This window comes from Gordonia westfalica, assembly GCF_900105725.1.
Taxonomy (GTDB): Bacteria; Actinomycetota; Actinomycetes; order Mycobacteriales; family Mycobacteriaceae; genus Gordonia; species Gordonia westfalica.
On record NZ_FNLM01000034.1, the window covers coordinates 2,976,320 to 2,997,416 of the forward strand.

Consider the following 21,097-nt stretch of genomic DNA (forward strand, 5'->3'; position numbering starts at 1 on the left):
ATGGACTTCCAACTCTCCGACATCCACACCGACCTGGCCGCCACCGTCGACGCCATGCTCGGCAAGGCCGACATGCCCGCCGCTGCGCGCGCCTGGGCGGCCGGTGACCGCAGGGCGGTCACCAAGGTCTACTCACAGCTCGCCGACGCCGGGATCAGCGGCCTGCTCATCGACGAATCGCACGGCGGCAGCAGTGCCGGCGCCGTCGAGATGGTCGTCGCGGTGGAGCAGCTCGGACGCCACTGCGCTCCCGGACCGATCGTGGAAAGCGTTGCCGTCCTGCCGATCCTGCTGCGCGACGCGGACGTGACCGGCCCCCTCCAGGATCTCGCCGAGGGACGGCTGGCGACCTGCGCCATCGCCCCGTTGCAGCCACTCGCGCCCGACGCCGAGTCCGCCGACGTCTACATCGTCGAAGACGGTGTCCTGTCGACGGCCACCGTGCTGAGTACCGATCCGTCCGTGGACACCACCCGCACCCTGTCGCGGGTGGCACCGGACAAGACCCTGGCGTCCGGGATCGACCCGTCCGACGCGGTCGACGCGGGAGCACTGGCCACCGCCGCCGAACTCCTCGGACTCGGCCAGGCGATGCTCACGCTCGCCAGCGAATACGCGCAGTCCCGCAAGCAGTTCGGCCGGCCCATCGGCTCCTTCCAGGCGGTCAAGCACCATCTGGCCGATGTGGCCATCGCCCTCGAGATGGCCCGTCCCCTGGTTCACGGCGCAGCACTGGGCATCGACGGTCAGGTACCCGAGAACACGAATGTGTCGCGGGATGTGTCGGCGGCCAAGGTCGCGGCTGCCGATGCCGCCCATCTGTCGGCGCGACGCTCCCTGCAGGTGCTCGGCGCGATCGGATACACCGCCGAACACGACATCTCGCTGTACATCACCAAGACGCGCGCGCTCCTGTCCGCCTGGGGTTCGCCCGCAGTCCATCGTCGACGCATCCTGGAGACCCTGTGAACGACACCGGAACCGCGACGCTCTCGTCCGATGCGTTCACCATCTCCACCGAGGAGCGCGAAGCCCTCGCCGAGGCCGTGCGGGACCTGCTCCGGCGCCGCGGCGACTCGGCCTCGGTCCGGACCGCGATGTCCTCGACCGGACGCATCGACGAGGGTCTGTGGCAGACACTGTGCACCGAGATCGGGGTGGCTGCACTTCCCATCCCGGAGGACGACGGCGGCGCCGGGGCGTCGTGGGCCGAACTCGCGGCCGTGCTCGAGGAACTCGGCGCGGCTCTGATTCCGGTACCCGCCTTCGGGTCGTCGGTGCTGGCAACCGGGGCGATCCTGTTCGCGCAGGACGACGAGGTCGCCTCGCAACTTCTTCCCGCCCTCGCATCCGGTGAGCAGACGGCCGCCCTGTGCTGGGCCGGCGAACGCGGATGGGACACCCCGGGCGTACAGGCCGACGCCGGATTGTTGTCGGGCACCGCACACTTCGTCATCGACGCCGAATCCGCCGACACTCTCCTCGTGCTGGCGTCGGGGCCGGGCGAACACGTCACGCTGCATTCCGTGGCGGCCGATGCGGCCGGTGTCACGGTGTCGCCGTTGCCACTCCTCGATCCGACGCGCGCGTTGGCCTCGGTGCGGTTCGACGAGGTCGCCTCGACCGCGATCCCCGCGCCGGCCGACCTGGCCGCACGCCTGCGGACCCTCGGCTGGGCCCTGCTCTCCGCCGAGCAGGTGGGCGGCGCACAGCGCGCACTCGACCTCACCGTCGAGTACACCAAGTCCCGCAAGCAGTTCGGGCGCACGATCGGTTCGTTCCAGGCACTCAAGCACCGTATGGCCGACATGTACGTGCTCGTCGAGACCGCACGTTCGATCTCGCGTGCGGCCGTCGCCGCGGTCGCCGTCGACGATCCCGAGGCGGCCGAGCTCGCACTCGCCGCCCACGTGTACTGCTCTGATGCCTACCGTTCCATCGCCGGCGAGGCCATCCAGCTGCACGGCGGTATCGGCATCACGTGGGAGCACGACATCCAGCTCTACTTCAAACGCGCACAGGCCTCGTCGCAGTTGCTGGGCGCCCCGCATCTCGCGGTCGCCGAGGCCGCAGCGCGCCTGCGATGACAGAGCTCACCCGGGGTTGCGCAGGCGCGTGATGAGCCGCTCGATGGGGTCGGTGAAGAGCAGCAACAGGAGCGGCCAGTTCCCGCTCTTCGGGTAGATCAACGCGATGATCAGGGCGACCGCCAGGGCCAGCAGGGTTCCCCAGCCACCCGACGACTTCGTCCAGCGATCGGTGGCGTCGTCGTCGACCAGCAGGTCCCGATGCCGCTGTCCCCACTGCGCGATCCCGACGAGCGAGGCCACCGACAACGCGAGCACACCGATGTAGAGGACGTTGGCCCACTTCACCCGGCTGTCGTCGACCATCGCCGTGGCGAACGGCAGCACCACGATGGTCAGCAACCAGACGAAGTTGAGGTTGATCAGAACCGAGTCGTACGAACGGAAGTACTCCATCGTCTGGTGGTGTTGCCGCCAGAGAACCCAGATGACCACGAAACTCACGACGAAGCTGGTCAGCTCGAGCGAGTGGTCGGACACCACCTCGGCGACCGAGGACTCCTCACGGAGATCGTTCGCGATGTCGACCAGAGGAAGCACCAGCAGCGTCAGCGCGATTGCCACGACCGCGTCCGCGAACGCGATCAACCGGCTCAGCCCCTCCTCCGAGCGCCGATTCGCGGGTTCTGCCATGAATCGCATGGTAGAACGGGTCCGTCACCCGCGCGTGCCAATCGTGGACGACGGCACCGTGTCGGGCGACGTTCCCGCGTGGCGACTTCCTTTCCGCTTATTGGATCTGACCAGCGGCAGGGAGACACGCGGGCGGGAAGGAAACACGCCCGCGGGAAGGCGAGCTACTCGCCGAACGCCGCCTCCACCATCGCCTCGTCGAGCCCGTAGTCGGCGAGCTGGTAGCGGTGCTGCGGTTTCCGCGCGCCGGACCGGCTCTCCTCGTCGAGTACCGTCACCGCAGCGCGCGCCGCGTCGGACATGGGGGTGTCGAGGGCCGTGTAGACGCGCTCGACGGTGCCCATCGGGTCCGAGCGGAGGTCGGCGAAGTCGATGTCGAGGAACTGTGCGGGGTCGTACTTCTCGCGGGCGCGCGAGAACTCACGAAGCCCGCGGGACCACAGCTCCAGCTGGTCCTGTCCGATCTGGTCGCCGGTGAAGGTCGTCGACCAGCCAGGGGTGGCGTGCTCGGCGAGGCTGCACATCGACGCGATGATCGTCGACGGCGCGCGATGCGTCTGGATCACCAGCGCATCCGGATAGGCGGCCATCAGGGCATCGAGCGCGAACAGGTGGCTCGGGTTCTTGAGCACCCACCGCTTGCCCGGATCGTTGAGGCCGATCAGCTGCAGGTTCTTGCGGTGCCGCAGGTACGCGGGCGTCCAGTCCTGCTGGGCGAGCCACCGCGAGTAGGTCGGGATGTGGGCGAGCGATTCGTAGGAGATCGACGTAACGCTCTGCCGCAACAGCTGCCAGCATTCCTCGACCTCGCCGGCGTCCATGTAGTGCAGACCCATGAACTCCGGGTTCTCGACGTGGTGCTGCTCGAAGCCGGCCTGGATCTGCTGGTACACCGGGTTGTCGGCCCAGGTGTCGCGGGGTGGTCGCGGCTGCGGGAACTCCGCCAGCCACATCTCGAGACCCTGATGAGCCGGATCGGCGGCCAGAAGCCGATGCAGCGCGGTCGTTCCCGTGCGGGGCAGGCCGGTCACGAAGATCGGCCTGGTGATCTCGACGTCGGCGTGTCCCGGGTTCGCCTTCCACGACGCCTCGCTCAGCAGTCGTGCGACCAGCGCTCCCTTGAGGAAGAACCGGAACATCTTGCTGCCCAGCTCGGTCAGCCCGGCTTCGGAACGGTAGGAGTCGAGCAAGATTCCCAGCGGCTCGAGGTACTCGGTGTCGCCGAAGTCGTCGAAACCTGTCGCACGAGTGGCCGAGGCATGCAGGTCCTCGATCGTCCCGACGTCGGTCCGCGCCGCACTAGTCATGGTATTCACCGCAATTCACGTCCAGGGTGTGCCCGGTGATCGCCCGGGCCATCGGCGAGGCGAGAAAGACCACCGCGTCGGCGATCTCGTCCGGCTCCGGTAGGCGTTTGAGATCGGACTTCGACGCGGTCTGCTCGTACACCTGCTCCGGCGTGATCCCGTACTTCTTGGCGACCTCGCCGAAGTACCACTTCAGCTGGTCGTCCCAGATGTGGCCCGGTGCCACGGAATTGATGCGGATGCCCCGCTCCCCCAGCTCCGACGCCAGGGTCTGCGACATCGCGAGCAGCGCCGACTTGGCGATCTTGTAGCTGCCGTACCGCGGCTCGGAGTGCCGGATGACCATCGAGTTGATGTTGACGACGGAGCCGTCAGCGTCGGCGAGCGCATCGGTGAACGACTTGATGACCCGCAGCGTCCCGACCACGGTGACCTCGATGCTGTTCGTGATCTGGTCGAAATCGGTGCGGCCCAGCGGCTTCATCGACGGCAGCGCGAAAGCGTTGTTGACCAGGACGTCGGCCCGCCCGAACTCGGCGAGCGTGGTGGACACCAGGTTGTCGACGGCGGCGTCGTCGGTGATGTCGGTCGGTACGACGAGGCTCGTCCCACCGGCGGCATCGATCTCCGCGGCAACCTCTTTCAGCCGTGACTCGGTTCGGGCGGCGAGGACCACCCGAGCGCCCTCGGCGGCCGCGCGAAGGCAGATCGAGCGCCCCAACCCGGGACCCACACCCGAGACGACGACCACCTTGTCGTCGAGGAGTCCTGATCCCACTGTCATCCCAGCATCCTCTCGGCGAAGGCGCGCTGCCGCGCTGCGATCCGTTCGGACCAGCCGGCGTCGTCGATCTTGTTGTGTGCGAGGTGCGGGAGGTGCGCGGCCACGTCGTCGATGCCGACGACCGTCGCCGTCGGACCGAGTTCCGGACCGATCGGCGAATCGCTTCGCTGCCAGCGGAACTGGAGGATGCCCTGCTGCCGGCCGGTCGTCTCGATCCAGTTGGCGACCCCGGGATCGCGGTGGGACACGACCATCCGGATCATGCCGTCCGGGTCCACCTGCGCCTGGGCCGAATTCAGGCTGGTCTGGTGGTTCACGTAGTCGAGCGAGATGTACCACATACTCCCGAGCTGGAATCCCTGATAGGGCGCATCGGATTTCGGGATGGTGATGACCATCGCCTCGTCGGGACCCAACCGGTAGTGGCCCACCGAGGAGAACTGGGTGCTCAACCCGCCCGGGGTCTGGCGGGGCGGGGTGAAGGTGTTGACCGGTTCGTCGAGGTAGAACCACTTGGGAAAGTTGAACCAGGTGTTGATGCGTGCGGTCAGCATCTTGCCCGCGGTCGCGTATCGGCGTGCGACACGGGCGAGGTCGGCTTCCTCCGGTGCGGTCCCGACGGTGTCGACGCGTTCGATCGTGATCGAGCCCTTGCGTTCGGTCCAGTCCGAGTACACCTCCCGGACCGCCAGCATCGACGCCCCTTCACCGAGGGCGAAGTAGTTCTCGGGCGGGTCCGGGATCGCCGGGCCGAAGGTCAGCTCGAACGTCCCGTCGTCGGCGATGGTGAGGCGACGGTCGTCGAAGGCGTCCTCGCCGCCGGGCACGGCGGACGGCGTGTAGTCGCCCCGCAGCACCTGGAAGCTGAGATCCGTTGTGGTGCCGCGCCGTCCGCGGACCACATAGGTTCCGGTCGGTTCGACGTCCGCGTGATAGTAGAGCGTGTCCGGGTTGTCCAGGCCCATCTTGGTCGACGGCCCGGTCGAGGTCACGAAATTCGGATGCGACAGCGACCGGCCGCGGACCAGCTGGATGATCGCGGCGATGCTGCCCGCGAGATAGTCGTAACCCTCGGCGAGATCCTGCTCGGTCTCCGCGAACTCGGCTGAGGCGACCAGTCTCTCGGCCTCGGCGATCGCATCGGTGAGGGGCTTGGTGATGTCCTTCGGTACCGCGATCTCTTGCGAGCTCATAGCCAGGTGTCTCCGCCCGTCCAGGTGAGGAAGTTCTCGAGTTCGGCCTGCGCCGGCGTCACCCGCGGGTGCTCCGTCGACAGATAGCCGCCGCGGTAGAAGAGCAACGGCTTGTCCTGCAACACCTCTCCGAGTGTGAGTGCCCGACCGATGACGATGTGGTGGTCGCCGCCGTCGGTCACCCGCTCGACGTCGCATTCGACCCAGGTCAGCCCGTGGCGGATGACCGGCAGACCGGCCGGCGACGGGTCCCAGGTGATGTTGGCGAACTTGTCGTCACCGGGCGCACCGAAGGCCGCGCTCACGTCCTGCTGCCGGTTGGACAGGACGTTGACGCAGAACTTGCCGGTCCGTTCGATGACCTTCCAGCTCCGGGAGGTCTTCATCGGGCAGAACAGGACGAGTGGCGGGTCGAGGGAGAGCGCGGCGAAGGACTGGCACGCGAACCCGACGGGTTTCCCGTCGTCGTCGAGGGTCGTGATGACCGTGACGCCCGTGCAGAACTGCCCCATCGCGGTACGGAACTGCCGGGAGTCGAACTCCGCCGACCCGTATGGCGTCTGGGCCATGTCAGTTCTTGAACCCGACGCTGAAGTCATGCCCCCACAGACTGACCGCGGTGCTCTCACGGGCGATCCACTCGTCGTCCTTGACCGTTCGTCCCTCACAACCGAACTCGACGTCGAAGCCGCCGGGCGTCTTCATGTAGAAGGAGAGCATCAGGTCGTTGACGTGCCGGCCGAGGGTCGCCGACATCGGCACCTTCTTGCGCAACGCACGGTCGAGACACAGCCCGACGTCGTCGGAGTTCTCGACCTCCACCATCAAGTGGACGATGCCCGTGCTGTTGGGGATCGGCAGGAACGCCAGCGAATGGTGACGCGGGTTGCAGCCGAGGAATCGCAGCCACGGGACCTCGTCGCCCTCTTCGCGTCCGACGACCTGCGGGGGCAGGCGCATCGAGTCGCGGAGTTTGAATCCGAGGACATCCCGGTAGAATTCGAGCGCGGCCTTGTCGTCGGAGCAGGTGAGCACGACGTGTCCGAGCCCCTGCTCCTCGGTGACGAAGCGGTGGCCGTACGGGCTGACGATGCGACGATGCTCGAGCGCGGCCCCGTGGAACACCTCGAGAGTGTTGCCCGCGGGATCGTCGAAGACGATCATCTCGGCGACGCGACGGTCGGCGAGCTCTTCGTCCTTGCCCTCGCGGAAGACCACGTGCGCGGCCGCCAGGCTGTCACGAACCTCCTGCAGGGCAGCGGCATTCGCTACCTCCCAGCCCGCACAGGCCAATCGGTCGTGCTCCGACGGCACGATGACCAGGCGGGCGGGGAAATCGTCCATCCGCAGGTAGAGCGCACCCTCGGTGAGTCCGGAGCCCTCGATCATGCCGAGGACCTTGAGACCGTAGGTGCGCCACGCCTCGATGTCGGTGGCCTCGATCCTCATGTATCCCAATGAGCGGATCGGACTGTCACTCATTTCCTCGACTCCTTGTCGTTGTGCATCGAGCGCCCTTCGTGACGCCCTCCGCAAGCTCCGGGCTCCTCAGGGAGCGGTTGGGGGCGCTCACACCATCGTGTCGCCGATGGGAATCCCGAACTCGCCGTTGCCGTACGCGACGTAGGCACGTTCCGGATCGTTGGCGGCGTGGACGCGGCCGGCGTGGGCGTCGCGCCAGAACCGCTGGATCGGGGTCCCGTTCTCCAGCGCATGGGCGCCCGAGTTCTCGAAGAGACGGTCGATGGCGGAGATCGCACGACCGGTGGCGCGCACCTGGTCGCGACGGGCCGACAGACGCAGTTCCATGGGGATCTCCTCGCCGGCGAGGATCAGGTCGTACTCGGCCTGCAGGTTGCCCGACAGCTGACGCCAGGCGGCGTCGATGTCGCTGGCGGCCTCGGCGATCCGGACCTTGGCGAACGGATCGTCCTTGGCCTTCTCACCCGCGTAGGCGGCGCGGACGCGCTTGCCCTGGTGCTCGACGTGAGCATGGTAGGCGCCGTAGGCCATGCCGACGATCGGCGTCGCGATGGTGCTGGGATGAATTGTGCCCCAGGGCATCTTGTAGACCGGAGCGGTGTTCTGCTCGAGGCCCGGGCTCTGTCCCATCGACATGGTGCGCATGCTCAGCATGCGGTGGCGGGGCACGAAGACGTCCTTGACCTCGATGGTGTTGGAGCCGGTGCCGCGCAGGCCGACGACGTTCCACACGTCCTTGATCGTGTAGTCCTCGCGCGGGATCAGGAAGCTGACGAAGTCGACCGGCTTGCCGTTCTTGATGACCGGACCGCCGACGAACACCCAGTCGGCGGTGTCACAGCCCGACGACCAGGCCCACGAACCGTTGACCTTGTAGCCGCCGTCGACGACCTCACCCATGCCCATCGGTGCGTACGACGACGAGATGCGCACGTTGGTGTCCTTGCCCCAGACATCTTCCTGCGCCTGCTGGTCGAAGAGAGCCAGATGCCAGTTGTGGATGCCGATGATGCCCGACACCCAACCCGTGGACCCGCATGCCGAGGCGATGCGTCGTACGGCCTCGTAGAAGGTGACCGGATCGACCTGGTATCCACCCCACTGCTCCGGCTGCATCAGCCTGAAGAAGCCCGCCGTCTCGAGGCTGGACACGGTCTCCTCGGGGATTCGACGCAGATCTTCGGTGGCCTGCGCACGCTGTTCGATCTCTGGGAGCAGCGCGTTGATCTTCTCCAGGACCTGCTCGGCGGCTTCGCTCCGTTGTGCTGGCATCTCGCCTGCTCCTACCTGTCTCTCCCTCGGCCGGACACACCGACCGCTTACTCTTCGAGTTCGAGATTAGAACACGTTCTCATTTCTGTCGAGCACCGGGACTTTATGCCCATGTACAGCACCGATCGCCTGTCCAGAGGACGATCCACCCATAAGATTTGCAACGTGTTCTAGTATTGGGAGCAGAGTTCCGATGCGACACCAGTCACAGACAGGAGAGGGCATATGTCACCCGCACCCGACACGATGACCCCGAACAGCCACGGCTCGGCCGACGACGCCGAGGTCGGCATCCGGGAGATCGACACCGGCGCGCCGCCCACCCGGTTCGCCCGCGGGTGGCATTGCCTCGGACTTCGAAGCGAGTTCGACGACGGCAAACCGCACTCCGTGCAGATCTTCGGCACCAAGCTCGTCGTGTGGATCGACACCAAGGGCGAACTGAACGTCCTCGACGCCTACTGCCGCCACATGGGCGGCGACCTCTCCCAGGGCAAGCTCTCCGGCGACAACGTCGCCTGCCCGTTCCACGGCTGGCTGTGGAAGGGCAACGGACGCTGCGGAGGCGTGCCGTACGCCAAGCGCAACCCCAAGCTGGCCAAGACCCGGTCGTGGCCGTCGATGGTCCGCAACGGCCAGGTCTTCGTCTACAACGACCCCGAGGGCAATCCGCCGCCGGAGGACTGTGTCATCCCGGAACTGGCCGAGGTCGGCTCCGAGGAGTGGACGCCCTGGACGTGGAATCGCATCGTCATCGAGGGTTCCAACTGCCGCGAGATCATCGACAACGTCGTCGACATGGCGCATTTCTACTATGTGCATTTCGCCCTGCCCGACTACTTCAAGAATGTCTTCGAAGGCGAGATCGCGGCGCAGTACATGAATTCGCATGGGCGCCCTGACGTCACGCTGGGCACCAACTACGGCGACAGTCGCCTCGAATCGATCGCCGCCTATTACGGCCCGTCCTACATGCTGAACCCGATGGTCCAGTATTACGGCGGTTTCGCGGTCGAGACCATTCTGACCAACTGCCACTATCCGATCGACGAGAACTCGTTCGTCCTGATGTACGGCGTGATGGCGAAGGTTCCCGACGGCCTCACCGCCGAGCAGGCGTCGAAGATGGCCACCAAGATCAGTTCGGGCGTCGAGGTCGGATTCCTGCAGGACGTCGAGATCTGGAAGAACAAGACCCGCATCGACAATCCGCTCCTCGTCGAAGAGGACGGACCGGTGTATCAGCTCCGACGCTGGTACGAGCAGTTCTACGTCGACAAGGCCGAGGTCACCGACGAGATGACCGGCCGCTTCGAGTACGAGATCGACACCTCCAAGGCGCTGGAGAGCTGGAACGCCGAGATCCAGGAGAACCTCCGCCGCCAGGAGGCCGAGAAGGCACCGGCCGACGGCACAGCGGACTCGACGGAGAAGGCGCAGGTCTGACGATGACCCGGGCCGCCGCACGCGCACACTGGGCCAAGGCGCCCGACTTCGGTGACGATCCCGACCGGGCGGCCCGGGTCCACGCGTCGACCCAGCGCGACCGCGAGCACTACCTACAGGGCGGCATGCGAGAGATCGAATGCCGCGCGTGCCACGCGTGCGTGCTGGTCAAGAAGACCAGTTCGTTCCACACGAGCGTGCAGTGGAACGCCGACGCCCGGCGCCGATGCCATGGTCTCGAGCAGATGCGTGCCGGCGGCGAGGACGGAAACGGACCCCTGCTTCCGGGCGCGATGATGCCGACCTGCGTCCGATTGTCGGCGAGCATCGACCACGGCGTCGCCGAGGGAATCATTCCCGCGGAATCGCCGGCCACCGATCCCGACGGTTATTGGTGAGTGTCGATTTGAGCATTATCAGCAACGTTAATTGACATTAGCCTCACGCATCACAACGGTCACACCTTCATCACACGTCGAGAACTAATGGCGACACGCGGCCATTCGGTCGGCCAATCTGATCGTCATGTCCGATTTGCGAACCCGCTGTACGCGGGTCACTCGCGCTGTTGCCATTTCCGCCGCTTTGTCCGTCGCGGCGCCGTTTGTGGGTTCTCCTTTTGCCGATGCCGGCCGCGCCGCCGCGGCCGGTTCGAGCTCCGGTTCCAGCGACTCGACGGGCTCGGTGCCGATCTACCTCCCCATACCCACCCCGACCGGTCTGTCCGCCCTCGCCGCGGCAATGACCCAGATCGGCAAGCCGTACCGGTGGGGTGGCACCGGACCGCACTCCTGGGACTGCTCCGGTCTGATGCAGTGGGCTTTCTACACCGCAGGCGTCAAACTGCCCCGGACCAGCCAGCAGCAGGCGAGGGTCGGCAATGCGATCCCGCTCAGCGCGCTGGCCCCCGGCGACATCATCATCTTCGGCCGCGACGCCGGTCACGTCGGCATCTATGCCGGCGGCGGCCGCCTGTTCAACGCCTACACGACCGGCAAACCCATCGGCTTCACGAAGGTCAAGGACATGGGTCCGATTAAGACGATTCGTCGGTTCGGCTGACCTCGGCAGGGTCTACCGACCGCCCGGGCCACACCGAGGTCACGACCGCGAACCCCACGACGACGAGCAACAGCACCGCGACGACAACCGTGCCGATCAGCCCGTAACCGGGTTGCATCGTCGGGAGTTCGAGGTCGAGGGCCTCGCTGACCCGGTCCGAGAACAGGTGCGCGGCCGGATCGCTCAACGTCCGGATCCCGATGGCCAAGGCGATGATCGAGGCCAGGCCGATCAGCCCGATCGCCGCCGGACGGAGACGCATGCGCCACCACGCCAACGCGGCGACCACCGCGATGACCGCGCCGAGGACCACGACGCTCAGACCGGGCCGGTCGGTGTTGTCCTCGAAGAAGAAGGCCACGTCCTCATCGCTCGCCCCCGGGACGGTCACCCGTCCGAGGCCGGTGATGGACGGTTGCACGCCCTCGTCGGTGCTTCCCCACTCCACCTGTGCCAACAGCACCAGGAGGAGTCCACCGACGAGGGCGGCAGGCCACACCAGTGCACGAAGTCTGTCGACGATGCCCGGTTCTGTCGTCATGCCACCAGGTTGCCATCTCCCCCGCCCCGCTGATCGGGTAGACGAGGAGCCTGCGACGAGCGGACCTCGATACGCGGCGTCCTCGCTCCGCTCGGTCGACGCTACTCGGCCGGCAGAAGAGCCGTGCCCCACCCGCTGATTGAGCCGGCACCGAGCGGACCTCGATACGCGGCGTCCTCGCTCCGCTCGGTCGACGCTACTCGGCCGGCAGAAAAGCCGTGTCCACCCGCTGATCGGGTAGGCGAGGAGCCGGCAGAGGAGCCGTTCCCCCGCTGATTGAGCCGGCACCGAGCGCAGCGAGGAGCCGTTCCCCCGGTGATTGAGCCGGCACCGAGCGCAGCGAGGAGCCGTGTCGAAATCACGCCCCGGTATCGATCTCCCGTCGGCGACCGAACCCGCTGTCGCAGCGATGAGTTTGCGCGACGCTGAGAGTCTCCACCTCAGTCGTTCAGCAACACTCCGCATGGCAACGAAGGGACACGAGAACATGGCCGAGTACGCAGCCCCGTCGGGGGCTCCGATCTGGTTCGACCTCATGAGCAGCGACACGGGGAAGGCCGAGCAGTTCTACGGGGAGATCTTCGGGTGGGAGGTCGAGGAGCCCAACGAGGAGTTCGGCGGGTACCGGAACTTCACCAAGAACGGGAAACGGGTCGCCGGCCTGAGCCCCGCGATGGAGGAGGCCGGACCGCCGAACATCTGGTCGGTCTACCTGCACGCCGAGGACGCGAACGCCACCGTCAACGCGGTCGAATCGGCCGGCGGCAGCATCATGGTGCCGCCGATGGCGGTCGGCGAGGAAGGCACGATGATGGTCGCGGTCGACCCCGCCGGCGCGGTCATCGGTTTCTGGCAGCCGAACCAGCACAAGGGTTACTCCGAGTACGGCGACCACGGAACCCCGTACTGGTTCGAGTGCCAGTCCAAGGACTACGCCAAGTCGCTCGACTTCTACCGGACCGTGCTCGGTGCGCGGATCGAAGAGGTCGGTACCGGCGGTGACCCCGACGCTGTGGGTCCCGACCACTACGGGCAGATCTTCTACGGCGACCTCTCGTACGCCGGGATCATGGACGCCGCCAAGCTGTTTCCCGAGGAGGTGCCGTCGTTCTGGCAGGTCTACATCACCGTCGACGACGTGGCGGCGACGGTCAAGCAGGTCGAATCCCTCGGCGGTGAGATCCTGATGCCCGGTGAGGACACCCCGTACGGGACGCTCGCGGCGATCAAGGACCCGATGGGCGCGCTGATCTGCTTGGGACACCCGCCGGCCGGGATGTGACACCCCCGCGATCGGTAGAAGTCATGCGCGCCATGGGCGTGTGTTCTCTACCGATCGCCCGGCGGGTACTCGTCGGAGTCGTCGGGGCCGATGTCGGTGGCTTGTTCCACGACGTCCGCGGCGTTGGCTTCCAGGGCGATGTCCGGCCCTTCGGACCGGGACTCGGACTCGAAGTCGGCGGGAGCCTCCTCGTCGACGGGCTCGGCCGGCATCGTCTGCTCGACGACGTCGGCGTCGTTCGCTTCTCCTTCGGTCCACGGTTGTGCGGCTGCCATGGGGACTCCTTCCGGTAGCTGGGTGCTCGGCACAGGTGTGTCCGGGCGCGACCTTCCGGTGGTGCGTCTCCGATGATCCTGTCGTACCCGGCAGCCGTCAACCGCCCTCCCAACACAGCGCCCGGATCGCGGGACTATGCCGGCAGGCGGAGGAGTTCGCCGGAGACGACGCCTCGGGCGGTCCGGACGGCGACGACGAGCCAGGCGGCCACCAGCACCGAGAACCCGGCGATCGCCGCGACCTCGAACACCGGCCAGCTCAGGGTGAGCATCAGGGCGGAAGAGCCGGTCACGTAGGTACCGACCGGGAAGGTGAACGACCACCAGGTCATCGCGAACGGCATCCCCGCGCGCGCCGTGCGGAGAGTGATCCGGGCGGCGACGCCGATCCAGAGTGTGGCGACCGCCCACACGACGAGCCCGTAGGCGACCGCGAACTCGTACACAGCACCTGCGACCGGCGCTGACGCCGCGTGCGGCACCACGTGCGCGAGCAGGCAGGCCGCCGTGACCGACTGGCCGAGAGGGCCCAGCACGATCCACCAGGTGGGCATCATGTGGGCGGCGCCGTGTTCCCCGGTCCGGAATCGCCGCGCGAGCGCGACCAGGATGGGTGCCGCGGCGAGCACCGCCAGACCGAACATCACGCACCCGACGCCGAGAACCAGGTCGCGCGCCCATCCGGCACCGAGCTGACCCGAGAGGATCGCCGCGGCCGACGCCGACACCATCGGCGGTACGACCGGCATCAACCAGCCACCGAACGCGTCGTCGACGCGGGCGCGCCCGACGATCAGGTGCTGATACGGGATGACCAGCGCGGTGACCACACCACCGAGTGTGCCGACGATCCAGCACACGACGTCGACGCCGAGTGCCAGGTCCCGGCCGACGATCCCGGCGCCGACCACGAGAGTGCTGGTCCCCACCGTCATGATCGCCATCGGAACCGCACCGTAGAAGTGCGCGACGACGTGGTGGGCGTGGTGGCCGCGGGCAGTTTCCGGGTCGGCCATCCAGTGGACGGCCGTGGCCGCGACCACGCTCACGAAGACGATGCAGGCCAGCAGCCAGAACCCGACGGCCACAACGCTCATACCGGCCGGCTGCCACGGCAGACCGTGTGCGGCGATCGCGATGATCCCCGTGCCCATCACCGCCGCGAACCAGTTGGGCGGGAAGTAGGCGGGACGGACGCGCACTCCGGTCGGACGAACGGTCATCGTGGTCATGTCCACCACGATCGCGTGGATCCCCGGCGGCCGGTAGGAGCCGAATCGTTGGATGGGTACAAATATCATTTGTAGCCGGGGTACCAACGACGGTTGTACCCTCGGGCGATGGTCCTCAGTCCACGAATGCCCGACCTCGCGTCGTTGGAGACCCTGCAGGCGGTCGTCGACACGGGCAGTCTCAATGCTGCTGCGGCGGAGCTCGGTGTCACCCAGCAGGCGGTATCGGCGCGTATCCGCGCGATGGAGACCCAGCTCGGCGTCGGACTTCTGACACGAACGCCGCGCGGATCGGTTCCGACTCAGTCCGGCCGGCTCGTCGCCGAGTGGGCGGACCGATTGCTCACGTTGGCGGGCGAATTCGATGCCGGGCTGTCCGCGCTGCGCCTGGAACGACGGGATCAGCTGCGGCTGGCCGCGAGTCTCACCGTCGCCGAGCATCTCCTCCCCCGCTGGCTCGTGTCGTTCGCAGTCCGACACGACCCCGCCCCGAAGGTGTCGTTCACCGCCGCCAATTCCGATCAGGTCTGCACGCTCGTGCGCGACGGCGAGGTCGAACTAGGGTTCGTCGAGGGATCTCGGGTGGCACCCGGACTTCGAAGCCGGACGATCGCGCGTGACGAGCTGGTCGTCGTCGTGCCGCCCGATCATCCGTGGACGCGCAGCCGCCGCCGCATCGTGGCCGCCGATCTCGCCGGCACCGCATTGGTGACCCGCGAAGAGGGTTCGGGCACACGCGAGTTCTTCGAACGCGCACTGACGCGGACGCTGGGCCCGTCCCGCGAGGTCACCGCAGCTGTGCTGGAACTGTCGACGACGGCGTCGGTCCGCGCCGCGGTCATCGCGGGTGCAGGTCCCGCGGTGCTCAGCAACCTTTCGGTCGCCGACGATCTCGACCGGCGCCTGATTCGTATCCCGATCGACGACCTCGACCTCGAACGCCCGTTGCGCGCGGTGTGGCTGTCGGGTCCGCAGCCCAATGCCGGTGCGGCGCGGGACTTCCTGGCACACATCGGCCGGTCCTGAACGCCTCAGGGTAGACGTCGGTCGCCGATGTCGGTCCCGTGCGCGCCGGCGTTGAGCAAGTGGTGCGCGTCGGGATTCCCGTCGAGGGCGCGACTGGTGCGCCGGGCGACCTTCCAGCCGGCATCGGTCCGGACGAACCGCCAGTGGTGGGCGGTCGCGCGGATCACGCGGAACCCCTTGTCACCGGCAACCACCAGGAGTGAGTGGCTCGCGGCGATGGCCTCGTCGCCGTGGACATTCGCATGCACCGCGCCCTGGAGGTGCGTGCATCCACGGGCGATGAGTCCCTGGTGGGCGTCGGAGCGGACCATCGCGACGATGTCGTCGCGGCCGTGCATGAAGAGGCCGTCGACGTCGTAGGTGCCGTCAGGTGTCCACAGCGCCGCGACCGCTTCGGCGTCGCCGCTGTCCACGAGCGGCCCGTAGGCGGTGACGAGGCGGGTGATCTCCCGTTCGTCGGCGAGGAGCCGGACGGTGTCCTCGAGCTGCGCCAGTCGCTGTTCGATCGTCATCGTGTTCGCCCTTTCAGACCGGCTGTTTCGGCGAGTCCTCGCAGCTGGCTCATGTAGTGGTCGGCCGACGACGCGCGAATCGTCACGCCGATGATCGTCGCTCCGGCGGCCCGGGTCCGCTCCAGTTCGGCGGCCGTGCGGTCGGCATCCTCGGGATCGAGCGGTCCGGCGCCGAGCACGATCTCGAAGCCGTCCGGGACCTCGACCGAATCGAGCATGTCCCGGAGTCGGGCGCGGCTCAGCCCGAACGGAACCCATCCGTCGCCGAGTTCCACCGCGCGACGGAGGGAGCGCGGAGTCCGGCCGCCGACCCAGATGGGGAGCCGTTCCTGCACCGCGCACGGTTCGACGATCGATCCGGCGAACCGATAGTGGGCGCCTTCGTACTCCGGCTCGGATTCCGACAGCGACGCCCGAAGAGCGCGCAGGGCGTCGTCGGCGCGATCGCCCCGCCCTTCGAACTCGACGCCCAGGAGGTCGAATTCCTCACGTAGGGAACCGACTCCGACGCCGAGCGTGACGCGTCCCGCGCTGATGGCGTCGAGGGTCCCGTAGCGTTTGGCGATGGCGAGGGGGTGGTGATAGCCGAGGACGAGTACCTGCGTGAGGAATCGAATCGCTCGTGTGCGCGCGGCGAGGAATCCGAAGGTGGGCAGCGGGTCCCAGTAGGTGCCGCCACGCTGTGCCGCGATCTCGGTGGGCACGGCGACGTGCTCGCTGCAGGTGAGGTACTCGAAGCCCAGTTCGTCCGCCGCGGAGGCGATGTCGGCGAGTTCGGCGATGCCCGCGGTCGCCTCCCACTCGGCCGCGACGCCGGGCAGGCGCGTGACGATGGGGCTGGTGACGCCGAGGCGATAGTGATCCGTCATGTGGTCATCTCACCAGCCCTTCGAGGCTCGTCGCTTGCGCTCCTCGCACCTCAGGGAGCCGGGAGCCGGCCGCATGCGCTCCTCGCACCTCAGGGAGCGGGGAGCCGGCCGCATGCGCTCCTCACACCTCAGGGAGCAGGGAGCCGTCGCATGCGCTCCTCACACCTCAGGGAGCAGGGAGCCGGCCGCATGCGCTCCTCACACCTCAGGGAGCGGGGAGCCGGTCGCATGCGCTCCTCACACCTCAGGGAGCGGGGAGCCGGTCGCATGCGCTCCTCACACCTCAGGGAGCGGGGAGCCGGTCGCTTGCGCTCCTCGCACCTCAGCGAGCAGAAGACGCCCTCTGGGGGAACAGTTTCAGCATCGCCTCGTGTTGGGCGAGGATGAGCTTGCGCCGGTCGGGACCGTTGATCTTCTCTGCCCGACGGGCATTGCCGCCGGCCACCCAGATCGGACCGTCGGCGAGGTGCTCGAGACCCTCGCGGGCGACGTCGTCGGGTTCGCTCGCGTTCAGCGGCCCACCGAGATTCATCCCGGCCCGTTCCATCGCGGGCGTACGGGTCACTCCCAGAACGAGTTCGAGGACATCGACGCCGTGGTCGCGCAGCTCGAGCCAGAGGGATTCGGCGAACACGCGGCCGAAGGCCTTCACCGCACCGTAGATCGAGAGATGTTTGCCGCCCAGGTAACCGCTCATCGAACCGACGAGCAGCAGACCGCCGCTCCCCCGCGAGCTCAGCCGAGCACCGAAGTGATGCACGAGCGCGAGCTGCGCGGTGATGTTGAGATCGATGACGCCCTGGAACTTCTCGAGGTCGCCTTCCACGAATGCGCTGCCGTAGGTGTTGGCGCCGGCGTTGTAGACGAGCAGGCCGACATCGAGATCTTCGGTGACGGAGATGATCTCGTCGATGGCCGAGGGATCGGTGAGATCGACCGACACGGTCCGCGCCTGCGCGCCGCGAGCCCTGACCTGGTCGGCCGTCTCCTCCAACGGTCCGGACTTACGTGCGATCAGGACGACGTTGATCCCGGCGTCGGCGAGCTGGTGGGCGAACGAGGCACCCACACCCTCCGAACCGCCGGCGATCACCGCCCACGGCCCGTATCTCGTTGCGTCGAAACCGGAACCGGAACCCTCCGGATGCTCAGACACCGGCGTTCGCGTCCTGCTTCTTCTTCAGCTCCAGCGCGATGTCGATCAGCTGGTCCTCTTGTCCGCCGACCAACTTGCGGCTGCCGGCCTCGAGCAGGATCTCGGCAGCCGAGACGCCGTACCGTTCGGCATGCCCTTCGGCGTGCTTGAGGAACGAGCTGTAGCAACCGGCGTAGCCCATCATCATCGCCGAGCGGTCGACCAGGCATTCCGACGGCATCGCCGGCCGCACGACGTCTTGTGCGACGTCGGCGATCTTCATGAAGTCGACGCCGGTGGTGATCCCGAGCTTGTCGCACACACCGACGAACGCCTCGGTGGGTGTGTTGCCCGCACCGGCGCCGAAGCGTCGGATGGAACCGTCGATCTGCTGGGCACCCGCACGAATCGCGTTGACCGAGTTGGCAACCGCGATGTCGAGGTTCTCGTGGCCGTGGAACCCGACCTGCGCGTCGTTGCCGAGTTCGGCAACCAGAGCCTCGACGCGGACGGTGACGTCCTCGAGGACGAGCGCACCCGCGGAGTCGACGACGTAGACGCACTGGCAGCCGGCGTCGGCCATGATGCGGGCCTGCTTGGCGATGACCTCCGGCGGCTGGCTGTGGCTCATCATCAGGAAGCCGACGGTCTCGAGTCCGAGATCGCGGGCGAGACCGAAGTGCTGAATGGAGACGTCGGCCTCGGTGCAGTGGGTGGCGATGCGGCAGATCTGGCCGCCGTTGTCCTGCGCGGCGCGGATGTCGTCCTTGGTGCCCAGACCGGGCAGCATCAGAAAGGCGATCTTGGCGCGCTTGGCGGTCTCGGCCGCTGCCTTGATGAGCTGTTGCTCAGGGGTTTTGGAGAACCCGTAGTTGAACGACGAGCCACCGAGGCCGTCGCCGTGGGTCACCTCGATGACCGGCACGCCCGCGTCGTCGAGGCCGCCGACGATCGCGCGCACCTCCTCCTCGGTGAACTGGTGCCGCTTGTGGTGGCTGCCGTCACGGAGCGAGGAATCGGTGATGCGGATGTCGAGGGTGTCGGAGAACTTGCGCGCGTTCGCCATCAGCTTCGGGTCGCGCGGTGTGGTGACCACATTGGTGCTCATGCGGGAACTCCCAACTTCTGCTTTGCGATTTCCTCGCCGACCTTGGTCGCGGCGGCGGTCATGATGTCCAGGTTTCCGGCGTACGGCGGCAGGTAGTCGCCCGCGCCCTCGACCTCCACGAAGATCGACACCCGCGCGAAGCCGCCGTTCAGGACGCTCGGCGGGTCGAACTGCGGATCCTGCAGCAGGCGGTAACCCGGAACGTACTGCTGGATCTCCTTCTCGCGCCGGTGGATCGATTCCGCGATGGCGTCGGTGTCGGCATCCTCCGGGATCGCACAGAAGATGGTGTCGCGCATGATCATCGGCGGGTCGGCCGGGTTGAGGATGATGATCGCCTTGCCGCGCTGCGCACCGCCGATCGTCTCCACGCCGGCCGAGGTGGTCCGGGTGAACTCGTCGATGTTGGCGCGGGTGCCCGGGCCGGCCGACACCGAGGCGACCGATGCGACGATCTCCGCGTACGGGACCGGGACGACCGATGAAACCGCATGCACCATTGGGATCGTCGCCTGCCCACCGCAGGTGATCATGTTGGTGTTCGGGGCGTCGAGGTGTTCGCGCAGGTTGGCCGGCGGGACCACAGCGGGTCCGACGGCCGCCGGGGTGAGGTCCACCGCGGTGATACCGGCGGCCTCGTACTTCGGTGCGTACTCGCGGTGCACGTACGCCGATGTCGCCTCGAAGACGAAGTCCGGTTTCTCCTGCGAGGACAGCAACTCGTCGGCCCCGCCGCTCATCGTGATCAACCCATGATCGGCGGCACGTTTCATACCCTCGGAGTCGGCGTCGATGCCGACCATCCACCGAGGTTCGATGACCTCCGAACGCTCCAGCTTGTACATCAGATCGGTGCCGATGTTGCCCGATCCGATGATCGCCGCGGTCAGCTTTGCCGCCACGTGAACCTCCTCATGCTCGTGAAGTCTGTTGGTTGTCAGGTGAAGACCGGTCAGGTGAAATCCAGGGTGACCGAGCCGAGACCGGCGAACTCGGCCACGAAGTGATCACCTGATGAGATGTCGATGGCTCGTGTCGCCGTGCCGGGCAGGATGATGTCGCCCTTGCGGAGCCGGACGCCGAAGCTGTCGACCTTGCGCGCCAGCCACGACACCGCGTTCAGCGGATGTCCAAGCACCGCAGACGAATTGCCCTTCGCCACGATCTCCCCATTACGATGCAGCACCGCGTCGATGTCCCCGGTGTCGATCTCGCTGATCGGCACTCGCTGCTGCCCGAGAATCCAGCCGCACGACGAGGCGTTGTCGGCGATGGTGTCGCACAGCGTGATCTTCCAGTCCTTGATCCGCGAGTCGATGAGTTCGATCGAGGGACCACCCACTCGACCGCCGCGATCACGTCCTCGTTGGTACATCCCTCGCCGGGCAGGTCCTCGCCCAGGATGAACCCGACCTCCACCTCGACACGCGGGAAGCACAGCTTCTTCGCGTCGATGGGGGTCTCCTCGAAGTACTGCATCTCGTCGAGGAGGTGGCCGTAATCGGGCTCGTCGACGCCCATCATCTTCTGCATCGCCTCGGATGCCAGGCCGACCTTGTGCCCGGCGACCTTCGCCCCGGCATCGAGCCGCTTGCGGATGTTGATCAGCTGGATCTCGTAGGCGTCGACCACGTCGAGGTCGGGATGTGAGTCCGTGGGACGGTCGATGGCCGTCGCCGACGTTTCCGCCGTCCACAGCTGCGCCGCGATCTGCTCGCGAACCTGCTGGTCAACCGCCATCTCGTCCTCACCTTCCGAAAGTGAACCTGTTCTAGTTTAGAACATGTTCCAGTCTCGGAGGAGCCCCGTGCGCAATTCGCGTGGCACCGCCGTGAGCAACCTGCGGGCGAC

General features: G+C 67.1%; 22 protein-coding genes and 1 pseudogene. 7 read left to right on the plus strand and 16 right to left on the minus strand.

What is annotated here, in order from left to right:
• Positions 1-969, plus strand: coding sequence for an acyl-CoA dehydrogenase family protein (locus BLU62_RS18920; RefSeq protein ID WP_074851320.1), 969 nt, complete (start codon positions 1-3; stop codon positions 967-969).
• Positions 966-2,087 carry an acyl-CoA dehydrogenase family protein gene (locus BLU62_RS18925; protein ID WP_074851321.1) on the plus strand — a complete coding sequence of 374 codons (1,122 nt, stop codon included), beginning with the start codon at positions 966-968 and terminating at the stop codon, positions 2,085-2,087. The genes BLU62_RS18920 and BLU62_RS18925 overlap by 4 nt, the downstream gene beginning before the upstream one ends.
• A 6-nt stretch (positions 2,088-2,093) precedes the next feature.
• Here BLU62_RS18925 and BLU62_RS18930 read toward each other — a convergent pair whose 3' ends face one another.
• From BLU62_RS18930 to hsaA, 7 genes are all read right to left on the minus strand, one after another.
• Complete coding sequence (locus tag BLU62_RS18930; RefSeq protein WP_074853018.1) at positions 2,094-2,720, minus strand: TMEM175 family protein; 627 nt, start codon at positions 2,718-2,720, stop codon at positions 2,094-2,096.
• A gap of 164 nt (positions 2,721-2,884) precedes the next feature.
• Complete coding sequence (locus BLU62_RS18935) at positions 2,885-4,027, minus strand: sulfotransferase family protein (protein WP_074851323.1); 1,143 nt, start codon at positions 4,025-4,027, stop codon at positions 2,885-2,887.
• A complete protein-coding gene (locus BLU62_RS18940; protein WP_074851325.1) occupies positions 4,020-4,811 on the minus strand; it encodes an SDR family oxidoreductase in 792 nt (263 codons plus the stop codon). Before BLU62_RS18940 ends, BLU62_RS18935 begins: the two co-directional genes overlap by 8 nt.
• A complete protein-coding gene (locus tag BLU62_RS18945; RefSeq protein WP_074851329.1) occupies positions 4,808-6,004 on the minus strand; it encodes a hypothetical protein in 1,197 nt (398 codons plus the stop codon). Before BLU62_RS18945 ends, BLU62_RS18940 begins: the two co-directional genes overlap by 4 nt.
• On the minus strand, positions 6,001-6,573 hold the full coding sequence (hsaB, locus tag BLU62_RS18950) for a 3-hydroxy-9,10-secoandrosta-1,3,5(10)-triene-9,17-dione monooxygenase reductase subunit (protein ID WP_074851331.1): 573 nt from the start codon (positions 6,571-6,573) through the stop codon (positions 6,001-6,003). The genes BLU62_RS18945 and hsaB overlap by 4 nt, the downstream gene beginning before the upstream one ends.
• A gap of 1 nt (position 6,574) precedes the next feature.
• Entirely contained in the window at positions 6,575-7,486 is a 912-nt protein-coding gene (gene hsaC / locus BLU62_RS18955; RefSeq protein ID WP_074851333.1) for an iron-dependent extradiol dioxygenase HsaC, read from the minus strand.
• Positions 7,487-7,573: 87 nt separating this feature from the next.
• Positions 7,574-8,758 (minus strand): 3-hydroxy-9,10-secoandrosta-1,3,5(10)-triene-9,17-dione monooxygenase oxygenase subunit, encoded by a 1,185-nt coding sequence (gene hsaA, locus BLU62_RS18960; protein WP_074851334.1) that lies wholly within the window; start codon positions 8,756-8,758, stop codon positions 7,574-7,576.
• Between the two features lie 225 nt (positions 8,759-8,983).
• On the opposite strand from hsaA, the gene BLU62_RS18965 reads away from it, so the two are divergent.
• The 3 genes from BLU62_RS18965 (at position 8,984) to BLU62_RS18975 (ending at position 11,266) form a co-directional block, all read left to right on the plus strand.
• Entirely contained in the window at positions 8,984-10,204 is a 1,221-nt protein-coding gene (locus BLU62_RS18965; protein ID WP_074851336.1) for a 3-ketosteroid-9-alpha-monooxygenase, oxygenase component, read from the plus strand.
• Positions 10,205-10,206: 2 nt separating this feature from the next.
• Positions 10,207-10,602: a hypothetical protein gene (locus tag BLU62_RS18970; RefSeq protein WP_074851338.1), complete on the plus strand. Its 396-nt coding sequence runs from the start codon at positions 10,207-10,209 to the stop codon at positions 10,600-10,602.
• A 127-nt stretch (positions 10,603-10,729) separates the two neighbouring features.
• Positions 10,730-11,266, plus strand: a complete 537-nt coding sequence (locus BLU62_RS18975) for a C40 family peptidase (RefSeq protein WP_074851340.1) — start codon at positions 10,730-10,732, stop codon at positions 11,264-11,266.
• Here BLU62_RS18975 and BLU62_RS18980 read toward each other — a convergent pair.
• The gene (locus BLU62_RS18980; RefSeq protein WP_074851342.1) at positions 11,241-11,807 is read right to left on the minus strand and encodes a hypothetical protein; all 567 of its coding nucleotides are present in this window, start codon (positions 11,805-11,807) and stop codon (positions 11,241-11,243) included. The genes BLU62_RS18975 and BLU62_RS18980 overlap by 26 nt on opposite strands.
• A 487-nt stretch (positions 11,808-12,294) precedes the next feature.
• Between BLU62_RS18980 and BLU62_RS18985 the strand changes: the two genes are divergently transcribed.
• Positions 12,295-13,089, plus strand: coding sequence for a VOC family protein (locus tag BLU62_RS18985; protein WP_074853019.1), 795 nt, complete (start codon positions 12,295-12,297; stop codon positions 13,087-13,089).
• 47 nt (positions 13,090-13,136) lie between these two features.
• Here the strand turns inward: BLU62_RS18985 and BLU62_RS18990 are convergent, their stop codons facing one another.
• Both BLU62_RS18990 and BLU62_RS18995 read right to left on the minus strand, forming a co-directional pair.
• Positions 13,137-13,364: a hypothetical protein gene (locus BLU62_RS18990; protein WP_074851344.1), complete on the minus strand. Its 228-nt coding sequence runs from the start codon at positions 13,362-13,364 to the stop codon at positions 13,137-13,139.
• A 134-nt stretch (positions 13,365-13,498) separates the two neighbouring features.
• The gene (locus BLU62_RS18995; RefSeq protein WP_074853020.1) at positions 13,499-14,587 is read right to left on the minus strand and encodes a TDT family transporter; all 1,089 of its coding nucleotides are present in this window, start codon (positions 14,585-14,587) and stop codon (positions 13,499-13,501) included.
• Positions 14,588-14,704: 117 nt separating this feature from the next.
• Between BLU62_RS18995 and BLU62_RS19000 the strand changes: the two genes are divergently transcribed.
• Positions 14,705-15,622: a LysR family transcriptional regulator gene (locus BLU62_RS19000; RefSeq protein WP_084811836.1), complete on the plus strand. Its 918-nt coding sequence runs from the start codon at positions 14,705-14,707 to the stop codon at positions 15,620-15,622.
• A 5-nt stretch (positions 15,623-15,627) separates the two neighbouring features.
• On the opposite strand, the gene BLU62_RS19005 is transcribed toward BLU62_RS19000, so the two are convergent.
• The 6 genes and pseudogenes from BLU62_RS19005 to BLU62_RS19030 all read right to left on the minus strand — a co-directional run bounded on the left by BLU62_RS19005 (position 15,628) and on the right by BLU62_RS19030 (position 20,986).
• Positions 15,628-16,134 (minus strand): nuclear transport factor 2 family protein, encoded by a 507-nt coding sequence (locus BLU62_RS19005; protein WP_074851347.1) that lies wholly within the window; start codon positions 16,132-16,134, stop codon positions 15,628-15,630.
• Entirely contained in the window at positions 16,131-17,003 is an 873-nt protein-coding gene (locus BLU62_RS19010; RefSeq protein ID WP_074851349.1) for an LLM class F420-dependent oxidoreductase, read from the minus strand. The genes BLU62_RS19005 and BLU62_RS19010 overlap by 4 nt, the downstream gene beginning before the upstream one ends.
• A 322-nt stretch (positions 17,004-17,325) precedes the next feature.
• Complete coding sequence (locus BLU62_RS19015) at positions 17,326-18,159, minus strand: SDR family NAD(P)-dependent oxidoreductase (RefSeq protein ID WP_074851351.1); 834 nt, start codon at positions 18,157-18,159, stop codon at positions 17,326-17,328.
• Entirely contained in the window at positions 18,152-19,246 is a 1,095-nt protein-coding gene (gene dmpG, locus BLU62_RS19020; RefSeq protein WP_074851354.1) for a 4-hydroxy-2-oxovalerate aldolase, read from the minus strand. Before dmpG ends, BLU62_RS19015 begins: the two co-directional genes overlap by 8 nt.
• The gene (locus BLU62_RS19025; RefSeq protein ID WP_074851355.1) at positions 19,243-20,148 is read right to left on the minus strand and encodes an acetaldehyde dehydrogenase (acetylating); all 906 of its coding nucleotides are present in this window, start codon (positions 20,146-20,148) and stop codon (positions 19,243-19,245) included. Before BLU62_RS19025 ends, dmpG begins: the two co-directional genes overlap by 4 nt.
• A 50-nt stretch (positions 20,149-20,198) precedes the next feature.
• Positions 20,199-20,986: pseudogene (locus tag BLU62_RS19030) on the minus strand (2-keto-4-pentenoate hydratase).
• Between the last annotated feature and the right edge of the window lie 111 nt (positions 20,987-21,097).

Coding starts and splice junctions, on each gene's coding strand:
- hsaB (WP_074851331.1), bottom strand. CDS start 6,573: ATGGCCCAGACGCCATACGGGTCGGCGGAGTTCGACTCCCGGCAGTTC.
- dmpG (WP_074851354.1), bottom strand. CDS start 19,246: ATGAGCACCAATGTGGTCACCACACCGCGCGACCCGAAGCTGATGGCG.
- BLU62_RS18980 (WP_074851342.1), bottom strand. CDS start 11,807: ATGACGACAGAACCGGGCATCGTCGACAGACTTCGTGCACTGGTGTGG.
- BLU62_RS18965 (WP_074851336.1), top strand. CDS start 8,984: ATGTCACCCGCACCCGACACGATGACCCCGAACAGCCACGGCTCGGCC.
- BLU62_RS18935 (WP_074851323.1), bottom strand. CDS start 4,027: ATGACTAGTGCGGCGCGGACCGACGTCGGGACGATCGAGGACCTGCAT.
- BLU62_RS18995 (WP_074853020.1), bottom strand. CDS start 14,587: ATGACCGTTCGTCCGACCGGAGTGCGCGTCCGTCCCGCCTACTTCCCG.
- BLU62_RS19005 (WP_074851347.1), bottom strand. CDS start 16,134: ATGACGATCGAACAGCGACTGGCGCAGCTCGAGGACACCGTCCGGCTC.
- BLU62_RS18970 (WP_074851338.1), top strand. CDS start 10,207: ATGACCCGGGCCGCCGCACGCGCACACTGGGCCAAGGCGCCCGACTTC.
- BLU62_RS18930 (WP_074853018.1), bottom strand. CDS start 2,720: ATGGCAGAACCCGCGAATCGGCGCTCGGAGGAGGGGCTGAGCCGGTTG.
- BLU62_RS19000 (WP_084811836.1), top strand. CDS start 14,705: ATGGTCCTCAGTCCACGAATGCCCGACCTCGCGTCGTTGGAGACCCTG.
- BLU62_RS18940 (WP_074851325.1), bottom strand. CDS start 4,811: ATGACAGTGGGATCAGGACTCCTCGACGACAAGGTGGTCGTCGTCTCG.
- hsaC (WP_074851333.1), bottom strand. CDS start 7,486: ATGAGTGACAGTCCGATCCGCTCATTGGGATACATGAGGATCGAGGCC.
- BLU62_RS19010 (WP_074851349.1), bottom strand. CDS start 17,003: ATGACGGATCACTATCGCCTCGGCGTCACCAGCCCCATCGTCACGCGC.
- BLU62_RS18985 (WP_074853019.1), top strand. CDS start 12,295: ATGGCCGAGTACGCAGCCCCGTCGGGGGCTCCGATCTGGTTCGACCTC.
- BLU62_RS18945 (WP_074851329.1), bottom strand. CDS start 6,004: ATGAGCTCGCAAGAGATCGCGGTACCGAAGGACATCACCAAGCCCCTC.
- BLU62_RS18975 (WP_074851340.1), top strand. CDS start 10,730: ATGTCCGATTTGCGAACCCGCTGTACGCGGGTCACTCGCGCTGTTGCC.
- BLU62_RS18920 (WP_074851320.1), top strand. CDS start 1: ATGGACTTCCAACTCTCCGACATCCACACCGACCTGGCCGCCACCGTC.
- hsaA (WP_074851334.1), bottom strand. CDS start 8,758: ATGCCAGCACAACGGAGCGAAGCCGCCGAGCAGGTCCTGGAGAAGATC.
- BLU62_RS18990 (WP_074851344.1), bottom strand. CDS start 13,364: ATGGCAGCCGCACAACCGTGGACCGAAGGAGAAGCGAACGACGCCGAC.